Source organism: Pseudomonas sichuanensis (assembly GCF_003231305.1).
GTDB classification, from domain to species: domain Bacteria; phylum Pseudomonadota; class Gammaproteobacteria; order Pseudomonadales; family Pseudomonadaceae; genus Aquipseudomonas; species Aquipseudomonas sichuanensis.
Window position 1 is genome coordinate 1 of record NZ_QKVM01000056.1, and the last position, 19,280, is coordinate 19,280.

Genomic DNA, 19,280 nt, shown 5'->3' on the forward strand with positions numbered 1-19,280 from the left:
GGGAGCGGCGGTGCGCCGATGCGACTTGCCCCGCGATTGGGCCAGGCCTGCTTACTTGCTGGTCAAACCATCGGCCCGGAACATCTGGCGAATGCCGCGGATGGCCTGGCGAATGCGGTCCTGGTTCTCGATCAGGGCGAAGCGCACATGGTCATCACCGTAGTCGCCGAAACCCACGCCCGGCGACACGCAGACCTTGGCCTCGGCCAGCAGCTTCTTGGAAAACTCCAGCGAACCAAGGTGTGCGTACTGCTCGGGGATCTTGGCCCAGACGTACATCGACGCTTTAGGGTTCTCGACCATCCAGCCCATCTCGTGCAGGCCCTTGACCAGCAGGTTGCGGCGCTGGCGGTACTGCTCGGCGATATCGCGCACGCATTGCTGGTCGCCTTCCAGGGCGGCGATGGCCGCCACCTGCAACGGGGTGAAGGTGCCGTAGTCGTGGTAACTCTTGATGCGTGCCAGGGCGCTGACCAGCTCCGGGTTGCCGACCATGAAGCCGATCCGCCAGCCGGCCATGTTGTAGCTCTTGGACAGGGTGAAGAACTCCACCGCGATGTCCTTGGCCCCCGGCACCTGCATGATCGACGGCGCCTTCCAGCCGTCGTAGACGATATCGGCGTAGGCCAGGTCGTGCACCACCAGCACGTCGTACTGCTTGGCCAGGGCCACCACGCGCTCGAAGAAATCCAGCTCGACGCACTGGGCAGTGGGGTTGGACGGGAAGCCGAGGATCATCATCTTCGGCTTGGGGATCGACTCGCGGATCGCCCGCTCCAGCTCGTTGAAGAAGTCCACACCCGGCACCAAGGGCACCGAACGCACCTGGGCGCCGGCGATCACCGCGCCGTAGATGTGGATCGGGTAGCTGGGGTTGGGCACCAGCACGGTGTCGCCCTGGTCGAGGGTGGCGAGCATCAGGTGCGCCAGGCCCTCTTTCGAGCCGATGGTGACGATGGCTTCGCTTTCCGGGTCGATCTCGACCTCGTAGCGGTCCTTGTACCAGTTGGAAATGGCCCGGCGCAGGCGCGGGATACCGCGCGAGGTGGAATAGCCATGGGTGTCTTCACGCTGGGCGACCTGCACCAGCTTCTCGACGATGTGCGGCGGGGTGGCGCCATCGGGGTTGCCCATGCTCAGGTCGATGATGTCCTCGCCACGGCGGCGGGCAGCCATCTTGAGTTCGGCGGTGATGTTGAAGACGTAAGGGGGCAGACGATCGATGCGCGCGAAACGGCGCGGCGAACCTGGATTGGCCATGCTTTCCTCTGGAGACGTAAGCGCCCGGAACCGTCCGAGCGACGTTGGCCGCTGCGGCGGCCGAAACAGAAGATAGTGCCGAGGCAACATTCCTGTAAAGGACAATTTCCTGTTTTGTTTAACCTTTTCAGATGTATTTTTTGAAAATCAACGATTTATGTTTTCGGGGCCGGCCGCTTCGCGGGTAAACCCGCTCCCACAGGGTTGGCGCGGTCCCTGTGGCAGCGGGTTTACCCGCGAAGCCGCCGGCACAGGAATAACAGGCATAAAAAAACCCCGGCGCAAGGCCGGGGTTCTTGGTGTAACAGCCCGCTGTATCAGCGTGCGTAGGTCATCAGCACATCGGCTGCGGTCTGGCTGTCCACACCCATCATCACGCTCAGGGCGGTGACGGTGAGGATGGAGAAGCCAAATACCTTGCGCGCCCACTTGCTGTCGTCCTCGGCCTTGTAGCCGCCCCAGGCCATGTACAGCCAGTACAGGCCCATGGCGGCTGCCACGGCGAGGTAACCCAGGCCGGCATAGCCGCCCAAGGTCAGCATCAGGGTGGCGAGCACGAAGGCCAGCACGTACAGCACGATCTGCTTCTTCGCCGCGAGGATACCGCGCGCCACCGGCAGGACCGGAATGTTGGCAGCGCTGTAGTCCTTGAAGCGGAAGATGGCGATGGCGAAGCTGTGCGGCATCTGCCACAGGCTGAACATCACCAGCAGGGTCACTGCAGCGAGGTCGAAGCTGTTGCTCACGGCGCAGTAGCCGATCACCGGAGGCATGGCACCGGACAGGCTGCCGACCAGGGTGCCGTGCACCGATTTGCGTTTCAGCCAGAGGCTGTAGAAACCGACGTAGACCACGAAGCCAACCAGGGCGCAGAACGCCGACAGCGGGTTGGCCTGCACATACAACAAGCTGAAACCCGCCACCCCGAGCAGGGTGGCGTAGATCAGCGCGAGGGTCAGCGACATGCCGCCCTGCACCATGACGCGGTTCTTGGTGCGCTCCATCTTGTGGTCGATGTCACGGTCGATGCAGTTGTTGAACACGCATCCGGACGCGACCACCAGGGAAGTACCGATCACCACTGCCAGGAACAGGGCGAAGTCCACTTGGCCCTTCGCGGCAAGGAAGAACCCGCCTGCCACGGAAAGCACGTTACCGAAAATGATCCCCGGTTTGGTGATTTGGATAAAGTGCTTCACGGACATGCAGTCTTACCTCACTTGGCCATCATTTCGAAGTGGATGCTGAACATGATCCACAGCGACAGGCCGACCAGCAGTGCAATTACCAGAACGGTGAACAGGAACGTCGACACGTTGGAACGCTGCTCTTTCGAGCGGTCCATGTGCAGGAAGTACACGAGGTGCACTACCACCTGGATGACGGCCATGGCCACCACGATCAGGACGGTCAGGTTCTTCGGCAGGCTTGGGTACATCACCAGGCCGAACGGGATCGCGGTCAGGATGATCGACAGTACGAAGCCGATCATGTAGGACTTCACGCTGCCGTGGCTGCCTTCGTGATGAGTGTCGTGTGCGTTAGCCATTACAGAACCCCCAGCAGGTAGACGACGGTGAATACGCAGATCCAGACCACGTCGAGGAAGTGCCAGAACAGGCTCAGGCAGCTCATGCGGGTCTTGGCGGTCGGCGTGATGCCGTGCTTGTTGATCTGGTACATCATGATCGCCATCCAGATCAGACCGGCGGTCACGTGCAGACCGTGGGTACCGACCAGCGCGAAGAACGCCGACAGGAAGCCGCTGCGCTGCGGGCCGTAGCCCTCAGCGATCAGGTGATGGAACTCGTAGATTTCCATCGCGATGAAGCCAGCACCGAACAGGAAGGTCACGGCCAACCAGCCCAGTACACCTGCTTTCTTGCCGTCGAACATCTTCAGCATGGCGAAGCCGAAGGTGATCGAGGACAGCAGCAGGAACGCGGTTTCAACCAGCACGAAGTCGAGCTGGAAGATGTCGTGACCCGACGGGCCACCGGCGAAACCGCCGGACAGCACCGCGTAGGTGGCGAAGAGCGACGCAAACAGGATGCAGTCGGTCATCAGGTACAGCCAGAAACCGAGGACGGTCATCTGGCCCGAGTCGTGGTGGTGCTCGTCGTGCCCATGGTCGTGACCATGAGCAGCACCGTGGATTACTTGACTGGACATTGATTACACCCGTTCAAACGATTCGACACGTGCGCCGCCGGCAGGCAGTACACCAGCCTTGGCCAGCGCCTTCATGCGCTCGCCTTCGATGCGCGCCACTTCTTCGGCCGGAACCATGTAGCCCTGGTCGTCACGTGCAGCGTGGCGAACGAAGACCGCGATGGTCGCAACCAGGCTCGCACCCACCAGCCACCAGATGTGCCAGATGAAGGCGAAGCCGAACACGGTCAGGAACAGACCCATGAACAGACCGGTGGAGGTGTTGCTCGGCATGTGGATCGCTTCGTACTTGGCCGGGGCCTTGTACGCAACGCCGGCTTCCTTGGCTTCGTGCCAGGCGTCCAGGCCAACTTTCTCAGGCATGTGAGCGAAGTTGTAGAACGGAGGTGGCGACGAAGTGGACCATTCGATGGTACGGCCGCCCCATGGGTCGCCAGTGACGTCCATGTTGTCTTTGCGGTCGCGAACCGACACGAAGATCTGGATCAGCTGGCAAGCGATACCGAACAGGATCAGCACGGCGCCGACAACGGCTACGTACAGGTAGGGTTCCCACAGTGGGTTGTCGGAGTGGTTCAGACGACGGGTCATGCCCATGAAGCCCAGGGCGTACAGCGGCATGAACGCAACGTAGAAGCCCGACAGCCAGAACCAGAAGGCAGCTTTGCCCCACTTCTCGTTCAGGGTGAAGCCGAAGGCTTTCGGGAACCAGAAGGCGAAACCGGCGATGTAGCCGAATACCGCGCCACCGATGATCACGTTGTGGAAGTGAGCGATAACGAACAGGCTGTTGTGCAGAACGAAGTCAGCACCTGGAACGGCCAGCAGTACGCCGGTCATGCCACCGATGGAGAAGGTGACCATGAAGCCCAGGGTCCAGAGCATCGGTGCGGTGAAGCGCACACGGCCTTGGTACATGGTGAACAGCCAGTTGAACAGCTTCACACCGGTCGGAATGGAGATCAGCATCGTCGCCAGGCCGAAGAAGGTGTTGACGCTGGCGCCGGCACCCATGGTGAAGAAGTGGTGCAGCCAGACCGCAAAGCCGAGGATGGCGATGGCGCCCGATGCGTAGATCATCGAGTGGTGGCCGAACAGGCGTTTGCCAGAGAACGTCGAAGTCACTTCCGAAAACACGCCGAAGGCCGGCAGGATCAGGATGTAAACCTCAGGGTGACCCCAGGCCCAGAACAGGTTGACGTACATCATCGGGTTCCCACCAAGCTCGTTGGTGAAAATGTGGAAGTCCAGATAACGGTCAACAGTCAGCAGGGCGAGTGCGGCGGTCAGGATCGGGAACGAAGCGACGATCAGCACGTTGGCCCAGGTGCAGGTCCAGGTGAAGATCGGCATGTCCATCAGCTTCATGCCAGGTGCGCGCATCTTCATCACGGTGACGAGGAAGTTCACGCCGGTAAGCGTCGTACCCAAGCCTGAGAGCTGTAGCGCCCAGATGTAGTAGTCGACACCCACCCCAGGGCTGTACTGAATGCCCGCGAGCGGCGGATAGGCAACCCAGCCGGTCTTGGCGAATTCACCAACGCCCAGCGAGATGTTGACCAGCAGCACGCCTGCCAGCAGCAGGTAGAAGCTCAGGGAGTTCAGGAACGGGAAGGCAACGTCACGTGCACCGATCTGCAGAGGAACCGCCAGGTTCATCAGGCCGGTGAAGAACGGCATCGCCATGAAGATGATCATGATCACACCGTGGGCGGTGAAGATCTGGTCATAGTGTTCAGGCGGCAGGTAGCCTTCGGAGCCACCGGTAGCGGCAGCCAGCTGGGTACGCATCATGATGGCGTCGGCGAAGCCGCGCAGCAGCATGACCATAGCGACGATGATGTACATCACGCCGATTTTCTTGTGGTCGACCGTGGTCAGCCACTCGGTCCACAAGTAGGTCCACTTGCGGAAATAGGTGATGGCACCAACGACAGCGATACCACCGAGCGCGATCATGGCAAGCGTCACCATGACTATCGGCTCGTGATACGGTATCGCCTCCAGAGTTAATTTACCGAACATCTCTTACTCCTCTGCACCGGCAGCTGGTTGCATACTCGATTCCACACCCTTGGTAGTGGCCAGATCTTTGCTGCCTGCTTCTTCGTGGACCGGCTTGCCGCGGTTCATGCCTTCGTACTTGTCGACGATGCGCTGGAACTGGTCAGCCGGTGCCTCGCTGTACAGCGCGACCGGGTTGTTTTCGCTTGGTTTGGCCAGGGCTTCGTATTCGGCCTTGTCCAGCTTCTTCGGCGAGGCCTTCACTTCAGCGACCCATGCATCGAAGTCAGCTTGCGAAGTGGCGGTTGCCTTGAATTTCATACCGGTGAAACCGGCGCCGCTGTAGTTGGCGCTGATACCGTCAAACACACCGTTCTCGTTGGCGATCAGGTGCAGTTTGGTGGTCATGCCAGCCATGGCGTAGATCTGGCCGCCCAGGCCCGGGATGAAGAACGAGTTCATCACGGCGTCCGAGGTGACGCGGAAGTTGACCGGGGTGTTGGCCGGGAAGACGATCTTGTTGACCGTGGCAATGCCTTGTTCCGGGTAGATGAACAGCCATTTCCAGTCCAGCGCGACCACGTCGATCTGCACCGGCTTCACATCGGAATCCAGTGGACGGTACGGGTCCAGCTTGTGGGTGGAGTGGTAGGTGACATAACCCAGGGCGATGATGATCAGGATCGGGATGATCCACACCGCGGCCTCGATCTTGGTCGAGTGCGACCAGTCAGGGGTGTAGGTGGCGGACTTGTTGGAAGCACGGTACTTCCAGGCGAACGCCAGGGTCATGATGATCACGGGAATAACCACCAGCAGCATCAAGCCGGTGGCGATCAGGATCAGGTTCTTCTGCTCAATGCCTACCTGGCCCTTCGGGTCGAGCAGGGTCCAGTTGCACCCACTGAGTAAAAGCATGCCTAAAAAGGGCAATATGCCAAACAGTCTGGGGTAACGCTTTTTACTCATCTCACGACCTCTAGATCAGCTTGCTTCAATGCAATTTGTGTTTTGGTAGCCAACACTTCGTCCTGCCAAGCGTTAGCATTTCGAGCCCGAATTCGCCCCTGCCTGTGGTCCGACTGCTGGACCTGGGCGCGAGCGCGTATACGGTGCTTTATGGTTTCGTAGGCAAACGGCCTGTACTTCAGACCAAGTCCATTTGGTGCGGGAAAACGCGGAGGGGTGTCCGCCCGGATCGCCGTTGGGCGAAACTTGACGAAGTCAGCAATAAGAAAGCGCTGCGGCTTCCTTCAATCCTGCGACTCGCAAGCAGTGCCGAACGGAAATTGGGGGCGATTGTAGATAGGTCGCCCCCCATTGACTATGACTTATTGAGCAACAGTCTTTTACAGAATCCGTAACAATAGCACCCCAAAAATCAACTTCGCGACAGTTTGTCGCACCCCGCGCAGTAGCCCTGAAACCCTTGTGGCGCAAGGCCTGGTGGTTGATCCAGAGCAACCCTGGGGGCTGATTTGCTACTTATCTCGCCGCGCAATAGACCTGGGTCAAACAAGGACTTTGGTCTAACGAACGGTGCGTTCGTGGCGACGGTTACGGTAGATCCCCAGCGGCACCAGGATGGCCGTCAGCACGAACGCCAACAGGGCCCACTGGGCAAGCGACAGACCGAGAATCGGTGGGTAGGGCGTCGAGCAGAAGCCGTCGACCTGGAAGGCCAGCGGCCAGAGCTTGGCCAGCGGCAGGTCATCGACGATCGGCTGCAAGGTGTCGATACCGCAGCTGACCATCGGGTTGGCGAGTATATACACATGGTTACCGGCTGCAACGATGCCACCGATGGCACTCAGCACCACCAGCGCCTCGAACAGGGTCAGGCTTTTACGCCCGGGCATGGCCGCGGCGATGAAGGCAAAGATCGCGATGAACAGCAAGGCGTAGCGTTGCAGGATGCACAGCGGGCATGGCGCTTCGCCCAGCACCACCTGCATGTACAGGGCACCGCCGATCAGCGCCAGGCAGATCAGGCCAAGGAGCACCAGGAAGCGCCGTTCGCGGTTCAGGCGCGATGAGAGTTCGTTCATTGCCGATTCCTTCGATGGAGAGTGGCAGCGCTGGCTGCCCGAGGGGCGCCAAGTCTACACGCTGGAGTGGACCTGTGACTGCGTCGAGGAACGGTAAGCGCGGCTATCCATTGATGACCTAGGACCGAGCGGGTCGGTTTCGGTTCACTGCTGCGCGTAAAAAACGCGGCAGCCCGAGCGCCGGGCAGGGACCAGCCCCTCGACACTCGGGAGTGAAGGATACAGTGATTAAAGGAGGATTAAAGATGAACGCAGGTGTAACCGCGTTCATCACTTCCTTATATAGAAGGGAGGCTGGGCCCAATCGCTGCGGTTCGGCGCTCGGCCAGGCCGATGGCGCGAATGTCATCGTCCGCTTCGTTCTCGATTACCCACGGCCGGAGCATCCGGGTGCTGCCGGCCCGACAGAACGCCGAACCGCAGCGATTGGGGTGAAATCCATCGCGGGGCAAGTCGCACCGGCGCACCGCCGCTCCCACGCTCAACCCGGAGGCACTGGCGTGGGAGCGGGCTTGCCCCGCGATGGGAGAAGCGAATTACTCCAGCGCCGCCGCCGGCCCGAAGAACTCATAACGGCTCTGCCCTTCCGGCACACCAATCGCCTTGAGCTGGCGCTTGATCGCCGCCATGAAGCCCTTCGGCCCCAGGAAGTAGGCATCCACATCACGCTCGCGTGGCAGCCACTCGGCCAGCAGCTCCTGGCTCAGCAGGCCCACGGCATCAGCCGCCTGGCTACCGTCATCCTCGGCATAGCAATAAAAGCGCTTGAGCTGTGGATGACGCGCGGCCAGGCCGTCAATCCAGTCGGCAAAGGCATGCACCGCACCATTGCGTGCGCAGTGGATGAAATGCACCGGGCGCTGGGTTTTCAATGCAGCCTCGAGCATGGCCAAGGTCGGAGTGATGCCCACGCCGCCGCTGATCAGCACCAGCGGCTTGTCGCTGGCCGCCAGGGTGAAGTCGCCGGATGGCGGGAACAGCTGCAGGGTGTCGCCCACCATCAGCCCGTCGTGCAGGTAGTTGGACACCTTGCCGCCCGCTTCGCGCTTGACGCTGATGCGGTACTGCTCACCGTCGCACAGGGCCGACAGCGAATAGTTGCGGCGCTGCTCGGCGCCATCGATGAACAGCTGCAGGCCGATGTACTGGCCCGGCTCGGCCTTGAGCACCGGCTTGCCATCCACCGGGGCGAAGTAGAACGAGACGATCTCGCTGCTTTCCTGCTCGCGGCGCACCAGGCGGAACTCGCGGGCACCACGCCAGCCGCCGGCGGCTTCTTCCTTCTGTTTATACAGGCTCTCTTCGGCGCCGATCAGGATGTCGGCCAGCTGGCCGTAGGCGGCGCCCCAGGCGGCGATCACTTCAGGGGTGGCGATCTCCTTGCCCAGCACTTCCTCGATGGCGCGCAACAGGCAGCTGCCGACGATCGGATAATGCTCGGGGAGGATCTGCAGGGCCACATGCTTGTTGATGATCTGGCCGACCAGGCCACCGAGCTGTTCAAGCTTGTCGATGTGGCGGGCGTACATCAGCACGCCATTGGCCAGGGCGCGCGGCTGGTCGCCGCTGGCCTGGTGGGCCTGGTTGAACAGCGGACGCACCTCGGGGAACTCGCTGAGCATCATCTTGTAGAAGTGGGTGGTCAGCGCTTCGCCGCCGCTTTCCAGCAGAGGAACAGTGGCCTTGATGATTGCACGTTGTTCGGCATTGAGCATTGCTACAACTCCTGAGCCTTTGGCTTCGAATGGTTGCCTTTGACTTATCAGCAATCGTGCCAACTTTAAAAGTCAATAAAATCAGGCCCTTGAACATATAAGTGTCAAAAGGACACACTCAAGCGTATAGTCATTTCGACCAAATGGAGTCCATATGACTGCAAGACCCCTGCTCACCGCCCTGCTGCCCCTGGTCAGCGACCTGTCCTGCGACCTGCCCGACCAGGAACGCTACCGCCGCCTGCTGCAGGCCATGCGCGGCCTGTTGCCGTGCGACGCCGCGGCGCTGCTGCGCCTGGACGGTGAATGGCTGGTACCGCTGGCGGTGGACGGCCTGTCACCGGACACCCTGGGCCGGCGCTTTCGGGTCAGCGAGCACCCGCGCTTCCAGGCCCTGCTCAGCCGCCCCGAGCCGACCCGCTTCCCCAGCGACAGCCCGCTGCCCGACCCCTACGACGGCCTGGTCGATGCCGAACATGTCGACCTCGAAGTGCACGACTGCATGGGCTGCCCGCTGATGGTCGACGAACAGCCCTGGGGCCTGCTGACCCTCGATGCCCTCACCCCCGGCCAGTTCCAGAGCCTGGAGCTGGACGCCCTGCAGGCCTTCGCCAGCCTGGCCGCCGCCACCGTCACCGTGGCCGAGCGCATCGAGCACCTGGCCCTGCGCGCCGAGGATGAACACCAGCGCGCCGAGGTGTACCGCCAGGCCAGCGGCCAGGACAAGGAGCTGATCGGCCAGAGCAAGGCGCACAAGCGCCTGGTCGAAGAGATCCGCCTGGTTGGCGGCAGCGACCTGACCGTGCTGATCACCGGCGAAACCGGTGTCGGCAAGGAGCTGGTGGCCCAGGCCCTGCACCGCGCCAGCAAGCGCGCCGACAAGCCGCTGATCAGCCTCAATTGCGCCGCCCTGCCCGACACCCTGGTGGAAAGCGAACTGTTCGGCCACGTGCGTGGTGCCTTCACCGGCGCCCACGGCGAGCGGCGCGGCAAGTTCGAACTGGCCAACGGCGGCACGCTGTTCCTCGACGAGGTCGGCGAACTGCCCCTGGCTGTGCAGGCCAAGCTGCTGCGGGTGCTGCAGAGCGGCCAACTGCAACGGCTGGGCTCGGACCGCGATCACCAGGTGGACGTGCGCCTGATCGCCGCCACCAACCGCGACCTCGCCGAAGAGGTACGCAACGGCCATTACCGCGCCGACTTCTATCACCGCCTCAGCGTGTACCCGTTGCAGGTACCACCGCTGCGCGAGCGCGGCCGCGACGTGCTGATGCTGGCCGGCTACTTCCTGGAACAGAATCGCTCGCGCCTGGGCCTGGGCAGCCTGCGCCTGTCCGCCGAGGCCCAGGCGGCGCTGTTGGCCTACGACTGGCCGGGCAACGTGCGTGAGCTGGAGCACCTGATCGGGCGCTCGGCGCTCAAGGCGCTGGGGCAGCATGGGCAACGGCCGAAGATTCTTACCCTGGAGGCGGCGGATCTTGATCTGCGCCCTGCCGTGCCCAATGCACAGTTGCCCGCCCCTGTGGAGCTGGCGCAGGCGCCACTGCCGAACGGCGGATTGCGTGAGGCGCTGGATGAGTACCAGCGCCAGATCGTCGAGGAGTGCCTGAAGCGCCATGGTGATAACTGGGCGGCTGCGGCGCGGGAACTGGGCTTGGACCGGGCCAACCTGAGTCGTTTGGCCAAGCGCTTGGGGCTGCGCTGAATACGCCATCGCGGGGCAAGTCGCATCGGCGCACCGCCGCTCCCACGAGCGTATACGCTGTCTGCGTGGGAGCGGGCTGGCCCCGCGATGGGCCACAAATAGCAAACTAAGCTAAAGCCTGACGTCACAAAGCCGATAACCCGGCATCCTCCCCCTTATCCGAACGAAGGTTGCCCATGGCCACGCAAAAAGCCCGCGCGGACTCCTTGTCCCTGCTGCTGTTCACCCTGCGCAGCAGCAAGCTGATGGCAATCAACCTGCTCAAGGTCAGCGAGATCATCACCTGCCCGCCGCTGACCAAGCTGCCGGAGGCCCACCCGCACGTCAAAGGCGTGGCCACCCTGCGCGGCAACTCGTTGTCGGTGATCGACCTGTCCCGCGCCATCGGTGAAATGCCCCTGGCCGACCCCGACGGTGGCTGCCTGATCGTCACCGAGATCAGCCGCTCGCGCCAGGGCCTGCACGTGCAGGCGGTGAGCCGCATCGTCCATTGCCTGAGCACCGACATCAAGCCGCCGCCGTTCGGCTCGGGCAACCGCTCGTTCATCACCGGCGTGACCCGGGTCGACAACACCCTGGTGCAGGTGCTGGACATCGAAAAGGTCATCCACGGCATCGCCCCGCCTCAGCACGAACCGCACCCGGGCGAAGTCAGCGAAGAAGACGCAAGCCTGCTGGCGGCCGCCAACATCCTGGTGGTCGACGACAGCCAGGTGGCGCTGCAGCAATCGGTGCACACCTTGCGCAACCTCGGCATCGAATGCCACACCGCACGCAGCGCCAAGGATGCAATCAACGTACTGCTGGAGCTGCAAGGCACCGAGCGGGAGATCAACATCATCGTTTCGGACATCGAAATGTCCGAAATGGACGGCTTCGCCTTCACCCGTACCCTGCGCGAAACCCCGGACTTCAAGCACCTGTACATCCTGCTGCACACCTCGCTGGACAGCGCCATGAGCGGCAAGAAGGCCGAGGAAGCCGGGGCCAACGCCATCCTCACCAAGTTCAGTTCGCCGGAGCTGACCGACTGCCTGGTGGTGGCCGCCCGTGCTGTGGTGTTCGCCGAGCGCTGATATATTCAGCGACAAACTCCCCGGCTTGCTGCCGGGGTGCGTTCGGGCATAATTCGCGCCCTTCGCAGCCAACGGCGGACCCGCACATGAAATACCTCAGCTCCCTGCTGATCGCTTTCGCGCTGTTCAGCGGCGCGGCCCACGCGTCCAGCACCCAGGCCTGGAACGACCAGCGCCAGCACATGCTCAAGGCTTGCCTGAAGGCCAGCCAGTTCAAGCAAGCCCACGCCCTGGGCAAGCCTGCCGAATTCGACGACCAGGTCGGCTACAGCGCTCTGTTGATCGAAGGCGTGTACCCGCAAAAGCACATGAACAACGCCACCGGCACCGAACTGTGCCTGTACGACCGCCAGCGCCAGCAGGCTTTCGTCACCGAGTGGGCGGCCGGCAAGTGAGCGACAGCATCCGTTTCGGCTGTACCGGCTGCGGCAAGTGCTGCACCGGCCACCATGTGCCGCTGACCCTCGCCGAAGCCGGCCAGTGGGCGCACGCCGGGGGCCAGGTGATCGTGCTGATCGAAGGCTTCATGGCCGATGGCCCGGGCATGCCGCCAGCGCAGCGCGAACACGTGCTGCGCCGCTCCCACCCGGTGCCCTGCGGCACAGGCGAGCTGCGCGTGTCGGTGACCTTCGCCGCGTTCAACCCGGGGCGCTGCCGCAACCTGGACGCCGACGACCTGTGCAGCATCTATGAAAGCCGCCCGCTGGTGTGCCGCATCTACCCGGCCGAGATCAACCCGCACCTGCCGCTGCGCCCCGAGAGCAAGGACTGCCCGGCCGAGGCCTGGGAACAGGGGCCGGAGCTGATCCATGGCGGGGTGCTGCAGGATGCAGAACTGCGCGGCTTGATCGAGGCGTCGCGCCAGGCCGACCGTGAAGACATCGCCAGCAAGGTCGCCATCTGCCAGGCGCTGGGGATCACCACCAGTGCGCTGAAAGGCAACGGTTTTACCGCCTGGCTGCCGGACATGGGGGCGCTGGCGACGGTATTGGACGCGGTGCCTGTGGATAACCCCGCCCAGTGGCAGGTGCATGTGGTGGATGGCGAGTTGGCCGATAGCCTGCAAGGTCATGGGTTGCAGACTACCGCCGAGACGCCGGTGTACTACGCCTTTATCGGCTTCTGATCAAAAGGCCCTATCGCGGGGCAAGCCCGCTCCCACATCGGCGTGGGAGCGGGCTTGCCCCGCGATGGCCTCCATCACTGACACCTGCGCCAGAACTCATCCGCCAACCGCCGCAGGTCCTGCGCCAGATCCGCCACGTCGCTGGCGCTGCCATGGCTGCGCTGCCCCACCTGCACCGTCGCCTCGCTGGCCTGACGGATGCTGATGATGTTGCGGTTGATGTTCTCGCTGACCTGGCTCTGCTGCTCCACCGCCGCGGCAATCTGCAAACTCATCTCGTTGATCTGGTTGACCCGCACGCTGATGCTGTCCAGCGCATCGCTGGCCAGTTGCGCCTGCTCGACACTGTGCCCGGCATGGGCGCTGCTCTCGCGCATCACCTGCACGGCCGCGCGGGCACCGTCCTGCAGGGCGCTGATCATGTGCTGGATGTCGTGGGTGGACTGTGCGGTGCGCTGGGCCAAACCACGCACCTCATCGGCGACCACGGCAAAGCCGCGCCCCTGGTCGCCGGCCCGCGCCGCCTCGATGGCGGCGTTGAGCGCCAGCAGGTTGGTCTGCTCGGCAATGCCGCGGATCACGTCGAGCACCCCGGAGATCTCGCTGCTGTGGCTTTCCAGTTGCTGGATCACCTCGCCGGCCTCGACCAGCGAGCCGGCCAGGTCCTGGATCGCGCAGCGGTTGCGGTCCACCAGCTGGTGCCCGGCCTGGGTCTCGCCCTCGGCCTGGTCGGCGGCCATCGAAGCCATCTGCGCGCTGCTGGCCACCTGGGCCACGCTCGCGCTCATCTGGTGAATGGCAGTGGCCACCTGATCGGCCTCGCTCTGCTGCTCAAGGCTATTGGCATGGCTGCTGTGCAGCGCCTCGACCAGCGAGCCGGAATGCCCGGCCAGGCGCGACGAGGTGTCGCCGATGCGCCCGACCACGGCGCCCAGTTGCGCCTTGAGCATGCGCATGGCGAACTCGATCTGGCCCAGGCCATCGCGCCGGCCAGTGTATAAATGCTGGCTCAACGGGTTGTCGGCAATCGCCAGGGCCTGGCGGCGCAGGCGCTCATAGGGGCGCAGCAACAGCAGGATGGCCAGCCCGGCCAGGCCCGCCACGGCAAGCACTTCGGCCAGTGACACCAGCATTGGCGCCCCTGCCCACCATTGGCCCACGCCGATCACCAGCGCCGCAACCCCGGCCACCGCCAGCGACAGACGCGTTGCCAGGCCCGTCACCGGCAGCCGTTCGCGCCAGCTGCGCCGCCCGTCACGCAGGCGTGCATAACAGGCCTCGGCCGCCGCCACCTGTTCCCTGCCCGGCTTGGTGCGCACCGACTGATACTCCAGCGCCTGCCCGCCACTGCTGATGGGCGAGACGAACGCACTGACCCAGTAATGGTCGCCGTTCTTGCAGCGGTTCTTCACCAACCCCATCCACGAACGCCCGGCCTTGAGCGCCTGCCACATCTGCGCAAAGGCCTGGGGCGGCATGTCCGGGTGGCGGACCAGGTGGTGGGGCTGGCCCAGCAGCTCGTCGCGGGTAAAGCCGCTGACCTGCATGAACACATCGTTGGCGTAGGTGATGCGGCTGTCCAGGTCGGTGGTAGACAGGATGTTGGCGTCGCCGGGGTAATCCACTTCGCGACCGGTAACAGGCAAATTGCACTTCATCGGAGGCTCTCGTTGTTGTTGGGGACAATCGGCAGGGCGCTCGAGATTAGTGGCAATTGGCAATCATTTTTTGATCTGGCTCAACCCTCGCGTCATTTGTAGGTCAAGGTGAACCCCACCGAAGCATTGGCCACGCCGCCCACCGGAGCGTCCTTGCCAACCTGGATGTAACGGGCAGCCATGGGGATCTGGATATCGCCATTCTGCAGGCGGGTCATCTGCACTTCCTCAATCAGCGGCATTGGCGTGAGATCAGACCTGAGCACCTGCACGCCAACACCGGTGGCGTCCGAGTCCTGGTTCAGGCCAAGGATGCCGCGCGGCGCGTCGAGCACACTGGAACCATTGCGTGGGTCCAGGCGTAACACCGCGAAGTTCTCGTTGCCGGGCTCGGTGCCGGCCCGACAGGCTTGCACCGGGATGCTGAACGAACGGGCATCGGTGAAGCTGCCCTCACCGGTGAACTGGCCGGTGCGCCAGGTGCCCATCGGCACGGTGACCTGGGTGGACGGTGCGCCGGGCAAACCACACAGGGCGGTGTCGAGGGTGCCCGCGGAGAACACCAGCTCGACCACCTTGCCTGCCTTGTCGTTGGTGACCTCGGCCAAGGTATGACCAGCCAGGGATTGTGGCCCCATCCCCGAATCGACAGGGCCGTACTTGATGATGCGGTAGTCGTAGTACATGGGGCGGATTCCAGAACCCGACGTATCGCTTTCTATCTGGACGATCGAGGTGTGGGGCACGCCCCACCCGAAGCGCCCCTGGCCGGGCGTGTACGACCAGTACGAATGCCCAGGGCTTCCGTAACTGGCCCCCATCACGACACCAATGCCCGGTATCCGCGTCTGCAGGATCACCTCGCCGGGACCGACCAGGCTAGAGCCATGGATTTGCGGCATGGGTGACGTGACCTCGAATCGATTGGTCCCATAACACCAAATCAGGTCGCCATACGTGCTCTCCCACTGATAGCTCGGCCGCTGAGGACGAATGATGGTGCCAATGGGGGCATCCCGACCGACGAACAGGTGGCCCGGATCAATGTTTACCCTGTAGAAGAAACCCGGTGGGAAATTGCAGCCCATCACCGACAAGGGCAACCACAAGAGCACTGCCAACCCCCACTTGAGCGGCCCACGGCAAATGCCTGTCCGAACCCTGTCACGCATTACTCGTTCCACTATCCCGCTCCTCATCCGCGACCTGCGGCGTGATGCTCGACCAACGCCACCTCGCCCTGGCGACAGACACTCTGTACCTGTCGATACCCTTGTGCAGGCGCCTCGCCCGCCAGTGCCAACAGCGCCCGACACTGCTGCGAGGCATTGGCGCCCCAGCGTACGGTCAGCGCCCCCACGTCTCCTTCGAATGCCAGCAACGCCTGCCCGCCAGGGCCGACCACGCCGACCGTGCGCTGCGCTCCGTCCACCACCTGGGCGCCGAACGGCGGCAGCCCACCGTCCTCCAGGCGCAGGTTGAGCAACACCTTCTCCACCCGCTGCGCGGCGAACTCGGCCTTGACCACCGCCCCCCGGCGCGGCACCACGTTGGTGACGCCGTTCTCGATCTCGGTGCTGTGGTCCAGCCCGCTGGTATCCAGGCTCACACGGTTCTTGCGGTACGGCGTGAGGTAGGGGATCAGCGCATAGCCGCGGCTGTCGGTTCGGGTACCCGGTGCATTGCCAAGGCCCACACCCGGGGTGTCGGCCACATGCACCAGCCCCAGGGTTTCGCCCAGGGTCTGGCCCAGGGCGATGCCGCCGCCGTGGGCCAGCAATGAGCCCGAGGCGCTGACGTTGACCTGCTGGTAGCGCTCGCCGGCACTCACGCCAGCGCCCAGTTGCGCGAACGGCGCCAGGTAGTTGAGCGAGGCCGAGCCACTGCCACCGGAACGCTCGGCATGGCTGGCATCCACCGCGTAGTTGAGGTGCCCGTCCCGGCCTCGGTAGCCGGCACGCTGGTCGTAGCTGCCGTCGTTGTTGCGGCTCAGTGCCAGGTTGCCACTGCTGCCCCGCCCCAGCGGGATCGAAACGTTGAAGCTGATCAGGCTCGACTGGCCATAGGAGTCCACCAGGCTCTTGCTGGCGTACAGGCCATAGCTCACCCCCCGGTGCACGGTGTTGACGCCCAGTTGCAACTGGCGCTCGCGGCGCGAGGTGTTCCAGTAGTCCTGCTGGCTGAGGTCCAGGTACAGCGAGGTGCTGCCGAAATTCTGGTTGATGCTGGCCTGCACCCGGCTGCGCTTGGTCATGCGGTTGAAGTCATCGCCCTGATGCTGCCACACCGCCTCGCTGAAATCGCGGTAGCCCTCGGTGGAGTAGCGATAACCGGCGAAACGCACCGAGGTGCCGGTGGCGAACGCCTTGCCGTAGCGGATGCCATAGCTGCGCCCCTGCTCGGTACGGCCATCGCGGCCTTCGGTGCGGGCCTGGGTCACATCCAGCGAAATGGCGCCGAGGCTGCCAAGGTTCTTGCCCAGCCCCAATTGCGTCGCACGGTAGAAGTCGTTGCCCAGCAGGCCGCCGGACAGCGTGTAGTCGTAGGGCAGGCCATAGGCCAGCGTGGCCTGGGCCAGGCCCGGTCGGTTGCCGTTTTCGGCGGCGGCGTTGTACTCGCCAACGGTCAGGCCATAGCGCCAGGTGTTCTCGCGCAGCAGGTTACCGAGGGTGGCGTACGGCTGGGTGAAGCTGCGCTCACGGCCATCGGCCTCGGTGATGATCACCTCGAGGTCACCGCTGCCGCTGGAGGCGTTGAGGTCGTTGATCTCGAACGGCCCAGGCGGCACGTAGGTGGTGTACAGCGAATAGCCGTTGTGGCGCACCTCGACCCGCGCGCGGGTTTCGGCCACGCCGCGAATCACCGGCGCATAGCCCTGCATCGAGTCCGGCAACATGCCGATGTCGCTGGCCACCTGCACGCCACGAAACGGCAGGCTGTCGAACACATCACCGGCCGTGAAGCTCTCGCCGAGGGTGAAGGTGCCGAAGCTGCCCGGCAGGTCGGTTTGCGCGTAGCTGGTCGAACGCTGCCACTGACGCTGACCGTTCTGGTCCTGGATGTAGCTGCCGTTGGAGCGCAGGCGCCAGCCGGCGAGGTTGAGGCCGCCATTGAGGTACAGGCTGAACTGGTTGTGCTCGCCCTGCCCCGCCGTGTGCCCTTGCGAGCCAGTGAACTGGTAGTTGAGCAGCCCGGCGTTGATGCCTGCGTCCCATTCTTGCGGCGCCACGTAGCCCGCTGCGTCGCGACGCAGCGCCACCTGCGGCACGCTGATGTCCAGCGCCAGGTACGCGGGATCGAAGGTCACCAGAGCGCCTTCGACCGCCTGCTGCAGGTCGACGCAGTCCAGCGTGCCCAGTTCGCGCTGGTCGATGAACGCGGCCAGCTTCACGCCCATGGCGTCGAGCATCGCCGGGCTCAGGCAGGCACGCACCTCGCCGTTGCCGGCATCGTCAAAGCGCAGTTCGCGGCGGTCGTAGAAGCTCTGGTTCAGGCGGATGGTCACCTGGTGCAGGCCCGGAGGTACCTGGGCGTTGTGGGCGATGGCTTCCAGGTCCAGGTTGGGGCCGGCCGAGCCGCCACCGAAGGGCTGCATGAAGCTGCTGTCGAAGGTCACCGCCTGTGCACAGGGCAAGCCGGCGCCGAGCAGACAGGCGAGCAGGGCTGGGCCGCCGGCATGACGCCGGTGGCAGAGAATCTTGGGCATTGCGGTTACTCGATCAAAGTGCGGGCGCCAGTCAGCGCGCAGCGGTAAGGCTGACCCGTTCGGGCTTGGTGTAGCCGCCGAAGTCGTTGATCACCGAGAACTCGACGCTGTTCGGCGTCCAGCCCAGGCGCGGGGCGATGGCGTACTGGCGGGTGGAGAACGGCGCCACCATCACCGGCTTGTCGATTTCGCTGTCGCGCCCGCCGTCGGCCACCTTGATATGGATGAACGAGACGTGGAACGGCGTTGGGTTGTACACCTGCAGGCGCGCTTCGCCGGCCTCCTGGCGGATCGCCCACTCCAGCCGTGGCAGGGCCTCGAGCAGGCTGCCCTGCAACCCTTTGGGCCGGTAGAACAGCTTGATCCGCGTGCGCAGGGCGATCTTCAGGGTGTTGCCGTCGTCGTTGCTGGCGGCGGGGATTTCCTGGGCGTTGAAGTAGAACACCGACTCGCGATCGGTCGGCAGGTTGTGCGCGGTCGGCACGATACGCACCATCTGCTCCTTCATCGCATCCAGCCGGAACAGCGGCGGTGTGGCAATGAACGGCGCGCTGATGGCGTGGTCGTCTTCTTCGGTGTTGACCCAGGCCTGCACGGCGTAGGGTTTATCGGTGCCGTTGCCGGCGGTGATCGATGCATCGCGCTTGCTGGCATCGAAGATGATGCGCGTGCCGCTCAGGGTCACTCCAGCCTGCGCCGTAGGCAGCAGTGCCAGCAGCAACGCGCCGGCCAGCCACCTGTGCGAATGAGTGCGGAACATCACAGCCCCCTTGGTTTCAAGGTGAGCCACGCCCTGCACAGGGCGCGGCT

16 protein-coding genes and 1 pseudogene are annotated in these 19,280 nt (G+C 63.7%); 4 read left to right on the forward strand and 13 right to left on the reverse strand.

Annotated features, from left to right (window positions below):
- Positions 1 to 51 precede the first annotated feature (51 nt).
- The 8 genes from alaC to hmpA form a co-directional block, all read right to left on the reverse strand.
- On the reverse strand, positions 52 to 1,260 hold the full coding sequence (alaC, locus tag DM373_RS23690; RefSeq protein WP_110995869.1) for an alanine transaminase: 1,209 nt from the start codon (positions 1,258 to 1,260) through the stop codon (positions 52 to 54).
- A gap of 317 nt (positions 1,261 to 1,577) precedes the next feature.
- A complete protein-coding gene (cyoE, locus tag DM373_RS23700; RefSeq protein ID WP_110995870.1) occupies positions 1,578 to 2,465 on the reverse strand; it encodes a heme o synthase in 888 nt (295 codons plus the stop codon).
- Positions 2,466 to 2,476: 11 nt separating this feature from the next.
- A complete protein-coding gene (gene cyoD, locus DM373_RS23705) occupies positions 2,477 to 2,809 on the reverse strand; it encodes a cytochrome o ubiquinol oxidase subunit IV (RefSeq protein ID WP_110995871.1) in 333 nt (110 codons plus the stop codon).
- Positions 2,809 to 3,432: a cytochrome o ubiquinol oxidase subunit III gene (cyoC, locus tag DM373_RS23710; RefSeq protein ID WP_110995872.1), complete on the reverse strand. Its 624-nt coding sequence runs from the start codon at positions 3,430 to 3,432 to the stop codon at positions 2,809 to 2,811. The genes cyoD and cyoC overlap by 1 nt, the downstream gene beginning before the upstream one ends.
- Positions 3,433 to 3,435: 3 nt before the next feature.
- Positions 3,436 to 5,457: a cytochrome o ubiquinol oxidase subunit I gene (cyoB, locus tag DM373_RS23715; protein ID WP_110995873.1), complete on the reverse strand. Its 2,022-nt coding sequence runs from the start codon at positions 5,455 to 5,457 to the stop codon at positions 3,436 to 3,438.
- 3 nt (positions 5,458 to 5,460) lie between these two features.
- Positions 5,461 to 6,405, reverse strand: a complete 945-nt coding sequence (gene cyoA / locus DM373_RS23720) for a ubiquinol oxidase subunit II (RefSeq protein WP_110995874.1) — start codon at positions 6,403 to 6,405, stop codon at positions 5,461 to 5,463.
- Positions 6,406 to 6,965: 560 nt separating this feature from the next.
- Positions 6,966 to 7,484, reverse strand: a complete 519-nt coding sequence (locus tag DM373_RS23725) for a disulfide bond formation protein B (RefSeq protein ID WP_110995875.1) — start codon at positions 7,482 to 7,484, stop codon at positions 6,966 to 6,968.
- Positions 7,485 to 8,020: 536 nt separating this feature from the next.
- Positions 8,021 to 9,199 carry an NO-inducible flavohemoprotein gene (hmpA, locus tag DM373_RS23730; protein ID WP_110995876.1) on the reverse strand — a complete coding sequence of 393 codons (1,179 nt, stop codon included), beginning with the start codon at positions 9,197 to 9,199 and terminating at the stop codon, positions 8,021 to 8,023.
- 154 nt (positions 9,200 to 9,353) lie between these two features.
- Between hmpA and norR the strand changes: the two genes are divergently transcribed.
- The 4 genes from norR (at position 9,354) to DM373_RS23750 (ending at position 13,106) form a co-directional block, all read left to right on the forward strand.
- The gene (gene norR / locus DM373_RS23735; RefSeq protein WP_110995877.1) at positions 9,354 to 10,904 is read left to right on the forward strand and encodes a nitric oxide reductase transcriptional regulator NorR; all 1,551 of its coding nucleotides are present in this window, start codon (positions 9,354 to 9,356) and stop codon (positions 10,902 to 10,904) included.
- 176 nt (positions 10,905 to 11,080) lie between these two features.
- Positions 11,081 to 11,980 (forward strand): chemotaxis protein, encoded by a 900-nt coding sequence (locus DM373_RS23740; protein WP_110995878.1) that lies wholly within the window; start codon positions 11,081 to 11,083, stop codon positions 11,978 to 11,980.
- An 86-nt stretch (positions 11,981 to 12,066) separates the two neighbouring features.
- Positions 12,067 to 12,375, forward strand: coding sequence for a hypothetical protein (locus DM373_RS23745; RefSeq protein ID WP_110995879.1), 309 nt, complete (start codon positions 12,067 to 12,069; stop codon positions 12,373 to 12,375).
- Positions 12,372 to 13,106, forward strand: a complete 735-nt coding sequence (locus DM373_RS23750; protein WP_110995899.1) for a YkgJ family cysteine cluster protein — start codon at positions 12,372 to 12,374, stop codon at positions 13,104 to 13,106. Before DM373_RS23745 ends, DM373_RS23750 begins: the two co-directional genes overlap by 4 nt.
- Positions 13,107 to 13,180: 74 nt before the next feature.
- Here the strand turns inward: DM373_RS23750 and DM373_RS23755 are convergent, their stop codons facing one another.
- The 5 genes and pseudogenes from DM373_RS23755 to DM373_RS23770 form a co-directional block, all read right to left on the reverse strand.
- A complete protein-coding gene (locus DM373_RS23755) occupies positions 13,181 to 14,236 on the reverse strand; it encodes a methyl-accepting chemotaxis protein (protein WP_425272611.1) in 1,056 nt (351 codons plus the stop codon).
- 246 nt (positions 14,237 to 14,482) lie between these two features.
- Positions 14,483 to 14,764 (reverse strand): annotated as a pseudogene (locus DM373_RS29815) (PAS domain-containing protein); the annotation flags it as partial.
- Between the two features lie 92 nt (positions 14,765 to 14,856).
- Positions 14,857 to 15,450, reverse strand: a complete 594-nt coding sequence (locus DM373_RS28845) for a fimbrial protein (RefSeq protein ID WP_157966882.1) — start codon at positions 15,448 to 15,450, stop codon at positions 14,857 to 14,859.
- A 509-nt stretch (positions 15,451 to 15,959) separates the two neighbouring features.
- The gene (locus DM373_RS23765) at positions 15,960 to 18,470 is read right to left on the reverse strand and encodes a fimbria/pilus outer membrane usher protein (protein WP_110995882.1); all 2,511 of its coding nucleotides are present in this window, start codon (positions 18,468 to 18,470) and stop codon (positions 15,960 to 15,962) included.
- 31 nt (positions 18,471 to 18,501) lie between these two features.
- On the reverse strand, positions 18,502 to 19,230 hold the full coding sequence (locus tag DM373_RS23770; protein WP_110995883.1) for a fimbrial biogenesis chaperone: 729 nt from the start codon (positions 19,228 to 19,230) through the stop codon (positions 18,502 to 18,504).
- Positions 19,231 to 19,280 lie beyond the last annotated feature (50 nt).

Bases quoted from the DNA above. Each gene is read 5' to 3' on its own strand.
- alaC (WP_110995869.1), bottom strand. From the start codon at position 1,260: ATGGCCAATCCAGGTTCGCCGCGCCGTTTCGCGCGCATCGATCGTCTG.
- cyoE (WP_110995870.1), bottom strand. From the start codon at position 2,465: ATGTCCGTGAAGCACTTTATCCAAATCACCAAACCGGGGATCATTTTC.
- cyoD (WP_110995871.1), bottom strand. From the start codon at position 2,809: ATGGCTAACGCACACGACACTCATCACGAAGGCAGCCACGGCAGCGTG.
- cyoC (WP_110995872.1), bottom strand. From the start codon at position 3,432: ATGTCCAGTCAAGTAATCCACGGTGCTGCTCATGGTCACGACCATGGG.
- cyoB (WP_110995873.1), bottom strand. From the start codon at position 5,457: ATGTTCGGTAAATTAACTCTGGAGGCGATACCGTATCACGAGCCGATA.
- cyoA (WP_110995874.1), bottom strand. From the start codon at position 6,405: ATGAGTAAAAAGCGTTACCCCAGACTGTTTGGCATATTGCCCTTTTTA.
- DM373_RS23725 (WP_110995875.1), bottom strand. From the start codon at position 7,484: ATGAACGAACTCTCATCGCGCCTGAACCGCGAACGGCGCTTCCTGGTG.
- hmpA (WP_110995876.1), bottom strand. From the start codon at position 9,199: ATGCTCAATGCCGAACAACGTGCAATCATCAAGGCCACTGTTCCTCTG.
- norR (WP_110995877.1), top strand. From the start codon at position 9,354: ATGACTGCAAGACCCCTGCTCACCGCCCTGCTGCCCCTGGTCAGCGAC.
- DM373_RS23740 (WP_110995878.1), top strand. From the start codon at position 11,081: ATGGCCACGCAAAAAGCCCGCGCGGACTCCTTGTCCCTGCTGCTGTTC.
- DM373_RS23745 (WP_110995879.1), top strand. From the start codon at position 12,067: ATGAAATACCTCAGCTCCCTGCTGATCGCTTTCGCGCTGTTCAGCGGC.
- DM373_RS28845 (WP_157966882.1), bottom strand. From the start codon at position 15,450: ATGTACTACGACTACCGCATCATCAAGTACGGCCCTGTCGATTCGGGG.
- DM373_RS23765 (WP_110995882.1), bottom strand. From the start codon at position 18,470: ATGCCCAAGATTCTCTGCCACCGGCGTCATGCCGGCGGCCCAGCCCTG.
- DM373_RS23770 (WP_110995883.1), bottom strand. From the start codon at position 19,230: ATGTTCCGCACTCATTCGCACAGGTGGCTGGCCGGCGCGTTGCTGCTG.